Source organism: Acidobacteriota bacterium (assembly GCA_029861955.1).
Taxonomy (GTDB): domain Bacteria; phylum Acidobacteriota; class Polarisedimenticolia; order Polarisedimenticolales; family Polarisedimenticolaceae; genus JAOTYK01.
This window is the reverse complement of sequence record JAOTYK010000074.1, coordinates 1-6,275: the sequence shown is the minus strand read 5'-3', so window position 1 is coordinate 6,275 and position 6,275 is coordinate 1. Positions and strand designations below refer to the sequence as shown.

At 65.5% G+C, this 6,275-nt stretch carries 2 protein-coding genes; both read right to left on the bottom strand.

Going from position 1 to position 6,275, the window contains the following annotated elements:
- Positions 1-1,362 (bottom strand): hypothetical protein (locus tag OES25_17295; GenBank protein ID MDH3629394.1); only part of this gene is annotated, 1,362 nt, incomplete at its 3' end.
- 367 nt (positions 1,363-1,729) lie between these two features.
- Positions 1,730-6,275: FG-GAP-like repeat-containing protein (locus OES25_17290; GenBank protein ID MDH3629393.1), on the bottom strand; the 4,546-nt coding region annotated here is incomplete at its 5' end.

The window sequence follows — 6,275 nt, the reverse complement described above, 5'->3', positions numbered from 1 at the left end:
GCCGCTGTCCACTTCGTACTGCTCGCCGTTATGGCCCGGTGTCCAGTACACGCGGTCCGGCCCCATGCGCACACGGTGCACCTCCGCTGGCGGCCCGAGCGCGCAATCCGACTGCAACAGGTGTTGCACGGGCCTACCGTACTTGCCCAGCACGACGTTGTTGCCCGGGTCGATCGCGATCGACGTGCCGTAGTACGTCGTGAAGCCGCCGTAGGTGTGCAGGTACGTCCAGCGCAGGTTCCCGGCCGTGTCGTACTTGATCGCCAGGGTCTTGTTCAGCGTATTCACGCCGGAGAGGTACATCGCGTCGTCGTACGGTCCGACGACCATGTACAACAGGTAGTTGTAGCCGCCGTCCCCTCCGTCGTGCTGCCGGACCCAGAGCTGGTTGCCGTCCGCGTCGTACTTGAACGCGACGATGTCACCACTGTCGCCTTGTCCCGCGGCAAGCACGTCGCCGGAGGAATCGACGCCGACCCAGATGATCGAGTCGTAGCTGTTGGGACCCGGGTTGAAGTTGTGGTGGCGGACCCACTGCTCGTTGCCGTCGGCGTCGTACTTGATCAGCGTGGCGTCCCAGTCCGCGTCGGCGTGCTCGCACGATCCGCCGACGTACACCTCGCCCGCGGGACCGAACGCCACACCGGTGCCTCGATCCGACCCACCTCCGCTGCTGGTCGAGGTGTGGTTGCGCCACCAGCGCTGCGTGCCGTCCGTCTCGTAGACGACCACTGACGTGTCGTAACTGTTGCCTACGACGTTGGAGCGACCCACGACGGCCACGACGCCGTCCGGGGTCACGGCAAGGTGACTCGGCTCGTTGATCACTCCACCGACAAAGACGTTGCGCCAGAGCAGATTGCCGTCGGGGTCGTACTTCCCGGTGACGAAGTCCTCCAGACTGCTGTTCGTCTGTGCCAGAACGTAGACGTTTCCGGCGGCGTCGGTCTCGACCCTCCGCGGGCCTGACGTGGTGGACATCACCGATTCCCACAGCAGGTTGCCGTCCGGGTCGAACTTCAAGGTCAGCAGTGCGTTGGGCTCGACCAGCCAGTTCGTGCCGATGACGAGGACGTTGCCGTCGGGGTCAATGGCGAGGCGGCCGCCGACGTAGACATACCCGCCCACGGTATCAAGCGCCCTGGTCCACAGCACGTTTCCGTCCAGGTCGATCTTCAGCAGGTTCACGCCGGTCACCGAGTAGACGTTGCCCGCGGCGTCGACCCGTGCCTCTTGAGAGGACTGGGCGAGGTCGATATCCCAGTCCAGAATGACTTCGTCCCCCAGGACTGGCGAAACGACCGAGCAGATCGCCAGCGCCAGGATCGCGAAATCGAATCGTGATCCTGTCGGTATTCTCATCGTGTCTCCTTCAGACGTTTAGGCACCAACCTCATCCGCGCCTCCGCGCAAGTGCCCCTGGACTCAACCCGTTCGTCGAGTTCCCGCACACCCTATTATTACTGCACGGACCTTTCGAGGACATGAACGGGCCCTGGGTTGCCCCGGCCGGTCGCCCGAGGCAGCAAGCGCCGCAGACGCACATCTCTACTTTTTTATCAACACGTTACGCCGTCCGGCCTCCCGAGGGTCGAACGCTGGTCAACCATTCGCGGTTGGCTGCGTTCGTAAAGAGGTTCGTAGACCTCGGCCGTGACCCACGGTGCGCCGATGTTCGTCTCCGCCCGCCCGATCAGCCCACTCACATCGAGTGGCGGATCGGTGCGGATCAAGGGCAGACGTCGTCGGCACGGCCGTCGCCCCAGGGACCACGGTCGCCGCATTGATCGTCCACACCGCTGACCAGGTAGAACCAGCCTTCGCCGGCCGCCGGTGTCGCGACCTCCACGTACTCGGTGTCGGTCGGATCGGGATCCTGACTCGTCGCGCAGACCCTGACCGCAGGATCGGAGAGCGTCCCCCGCACGAGATCGTAACGGTCGGCGAGCGGCTCGGGATCCCACCCGAACAGCGTTGCGCCGCCGGCCATCGCCTCGGCAAACGCTCCGTGAATCGTCGCGGGACGTCCTCCCGCCGAATCGGATGGCGCGCAGTCGCAGATGTCGCCGACACCGTCGCCGTCCGCGTCAATCTGATTGAGGTTGGCGCTCGCGAGGCAGTTGTCGCACGCGTCACCGACGCCGTCGAGATCCACGTCCGCTTGGTTCGGGTTGAAGACCAACGGGCAGTTGTCCCCTCCGGCGGAGACACCGTCGCCATCGACGTCCGCGTTGTCTTCGACGATGAAGGAACTTTCAACCGTGAGGCTACCGTTGAAGGCCGAGTCAACTGCGCGCACCTTCCACGTGTACGTACCCGGTGTCAACCCCTGCAGCGACCAGCTCGTGGCGGTGCTGATACTGCCGGGCTCCGGTAGACGCCCGTGCTCGGTTGTCGGCTGCGCCTGCGCATACACCTCCAGATCGTAGGTGATCGCCTGCGCCGTCGTTGCATCGTCTTGGGCCACGTTCCACGACACGGTCACGGTGTTCCCGTCCTGAACCGCGTTCAACCCGGTCGGCGCGGACGGGGGCTGGTTCGGCTCGATCGAGTCGTTTCGATACAGGTGCATCTGACGCTCGATCTGGTTGTTGCCGTTCGGCACCCAGTACGCACCCGCGACGAAGTAGTCCAGGTCGCCGTCGCCGTCCACGTCGAACCACGTGAAGGCGCCTCCGTCGCCGCTCGAGTCGAGCGGTGCCGGCAGCTCGCGGGCCAGCGGGACGAATTCGCCACCATCGTTGACGTACACTTCCGACTTTCCTTCGAGGTTCTCCGGGCCGATCACCTGACCGGTCAGCAAGATGTCGACGTCGCCGTCGTTGTCGTAGTCGGCCCAGGTCGCCGCGGACAGGTCGAGCCACGGGAAGAAGCTCGAGTAGACGATCGTGTGGGGTTGGTACACTCCCGCCTCGTTCTTGAAAATGCGTAGCAGCGTTTTGTACTGGCCGTCGATGTCCAGCACGAGTCCGACGACGAGGATGTCGAGATCGCCGTCGCCGTCGTAATCCGACCAATCTCCCATTCCATAGGTGATGCTGAGGTTCCCGAGCGGCTCGGCGCTGGTGAAGACCCCGTTGTCGTTACGGTAGGTCCGCACGAATCCGTTGCCGAGGAGGTTGTCCATGTTGGCCATGAACAGATCGAGGTCGCCGTCGCCGTCGTGGTCGGCCCACGCGGTCTGCGCGTGGACGGTGCCGTCGAGCTGCGAGGCCACCTCCGTGAAGAGCCAGCCGCCCGCGCCGTCAGGCCCATCGTTGCGCATCAGCGCCGTCCTGAAGACGGAGATGGCCGGGTCGAAGATCGACGGGATAAGGAGATCCAGGTCCGCGTCGTTGTCATAGTCGGCCCACGAGAGCGAGCGCAGGTCGTAGGCGTTCGAGTAATTCGAATCCTCCTGGTAGCCGGGCAGATCCGTCGCGATCGGCACCAGGGTGCCGGCGTCGTTGAGGTAGAGCTCCGTTGCGCCTTCCGCCCCCACGGCCAGGTCCGGATCCCCGTCCCCGTCGAAGTCGCCCCAGGCGAGGTCGGACTCGTTGGAGAACAGACCGTTCAACGGTACCTCCTGAGTCGTGAAGAACCAGTTGCCATCGACATCCGGCCCTTCGTTCATGAAGACGACGAGCCGTTCCTCCACGCCGACGCTGTACTCGACGAAGTAACCGATGACCGCCAGGTCGAGATCGCCGTCGCCGTCCACGTCGGCCGGTGCCGCCGCATTCAGCACGAAGTCGTGGGCCAGGTCGGTCACCCACAGCGGATCGGTCTGCGGAGTGATCTCCGTGAACGTCGGTCCGGTGAACTCGACCCAACCGAGGCCGATCTGGCCGGTGGCGCCGCCGACCCCGTCGACGACGATGTGGTAGGTCTGTCCTTCCGTGACCGGCACGTCCCGCACGCGGCTCTGCTGACCGACCGCGTCGTTGTTGGAGGCAACCTCGGTCAACGCGTCGACCGAGAGACCCGTGTAGATCGCAAGCGTCGTGTCGAAGGGCGAAAGCAACGTGTGCACCGTGAGGAAAGCGTCCCTCGGCGCGGTCCAGCGGAACCACACGGACGCGCCGCCGGGGTCCCCCGCATGTGCCGGCTCACCCGCCTCCTTCGTGGCACCGACATTGATGGCTATCAGGTTGCCCGAGCCACTGATCGGGAGGGCATTGGCGAAGTCGTCGTTGGTGAACGGCAGCACCGTGTAGTTCACCGTCTCGACGGTGACGTTGCCCCAGTTGTCCGTGCCGGTGACGGTGAAGGTCTTCGGTCCACTCGTCAGCGTGTCGATGAAGGCCAGGTTTTCGACGTCACCGATGCAGGTGTCGATCCCTGAGCCCAAGTGTTCGTCGGTGCAGTAATAGACGGCGTCTACGGAGGTGCCCTCGAAGTACAGGTCCCCTTCGGCTGGCGAGGCGATGGTGACCAGCGGCGGGGTGACGTCGTTGAGCTCCAGGAACGTCCAGTTCAGCGTGTAGTTGCCGGTGTCACCCCAGGCGCCCGTGATGGCGATGGAGTAGACGACACCCGCACTCACGGGGGCGTCGTGCACCGCGCTCTGTGCGCCGACGGCGTCGTCGTTCGAGTCGATTTCCGTCAGCGCGTCGACGGTCGCGCCGGAGTAGATCGCGAGCACCGTGTCGAAGTCGGATCCCATCGTATCCGCCGAGAGGAAGCCGTCGGCCGGCGCGGTCCAGCGGAACCACACCGAGGTCCCGCCGAGTACTCCTCCATGCATCGGCTCGGTCGGCACCTCGGTGGCGCCGACGTTGGTGCCCGACACGGTGCCCTCGGTCGCGAGGATCGTGGCGTCGTCGAAGTCGTCGTTGGGCGGGTTGGCCGCGATGATGTAATTGACGGTCGCCGTCGCCACATTGCCGGCGCCGTCCGTCGCGGTGACGGTGAAGCTGTAGCTGCCCGGCACCGATGAATCGAGCAACGTCCCGCTGGGGACCGGTCCGGCACACGAGACCAGACCCGTGCTCGGCTGTGGATCGTAGCAGGAGTAGCCGGCCCACACCGGGGTGCCCTGCGGGTAGACCGCGCCGTCGTCCGGGTCCCACAGCGTGATGACGGGCGGCTCGAAGTCGAACTGCTCGCCGAACCACCAGTTGAGCGTGACCATGCCGGCCTCGCCGAAGTAGCCGTCCACGGCGATCGAGTAGGTCGTGCCCGCCGTCACCGGCACGTTGAGTAGCTCGCTCTGCAAGCTCGGCCAGGCGTTGATGTTCTCCGCTACGACTGTCAGCGCGTCGACGCTCGCGCCCGTGTACATGGCGAGCAACGTGTTGAAGTCGGAGCCGAACGTATCGACGGTCAGGTAGCCGTCGACCTGCGCGGTCCACCGGAACCAGATCGACGCTCCGGTCGGGAGATAGACGTGGTCCGGCTCGCCGGATTCCGTCGTGGCGCCGACGTTCGTGCCGTTCCAGGTGCCGGTGTCACCGGCGAGCACGACGGCACTGGCGAAGTTGTCGTTGGCCGGCGAGACGATGATGGTGTACGAGGACGTGACTGTCGTCACGTTGCCGGCGTTGTCCGTGCCGCTCACGGAGAAGGTGAACGAGCCGAGTGTCGAGGTGTCGAGCGCTGCGGCGTCTGGCAGATCGCCGGCGCAGGTCGCGATGCCCGTGCCGAGCGGCTCGTCGACACAGTCGTAGGCGACTGTAATCGATGCGCCGATCGCGTAAACGGCGCCGTCCGCGGGCGTCGAGAGCGTGACCACGGGCGGTGTCGTATCCGTGCCGCTCACCGTGTAGTTGGCGGTGGCCGTGCCCGAGTTGCCGGCCACATCGGTGGCCGTGACGGAGAAGGCGTGCGCCCCGAGCGTGGACGTGTCGATCGGCTCACTCACCACAACATCGCCGATACAGCTCGCCACGCCGCTGCCCAGGGCCCCGTCCTCGCAGGCGTAGTTCGCCGGGACGATGCCGTTGAGGACGTAGGTGGCGCCCTCGCCGGGGGTGACGATCGTGATCTGCGGCGGCGTGGTGTCCGTGCCGTCCCAGAAGGAGACATTGAGCGTCACGGCCCCGGTCGCGCCCAGCCAGCCGTCTACCGCGATGTGGTAGATCGCACCCGCGGTTACCGGGACGTCGCCCATCCGGCTCTGCGGTCCGCCCCAATCGTCGTTTGCGAAGACCAGGGTGAGGGCATCCACTGCGGTGCCCGTGTACATCGCGAGCACCGTATCGAAGTTCGAGCCGAAGGTATCGACGGTCAGGTAGCCATCCATCGGCGCCGTCCACTGGAACCAGATTGACGCGAAGCCCCCGGCCCCGCCGTGC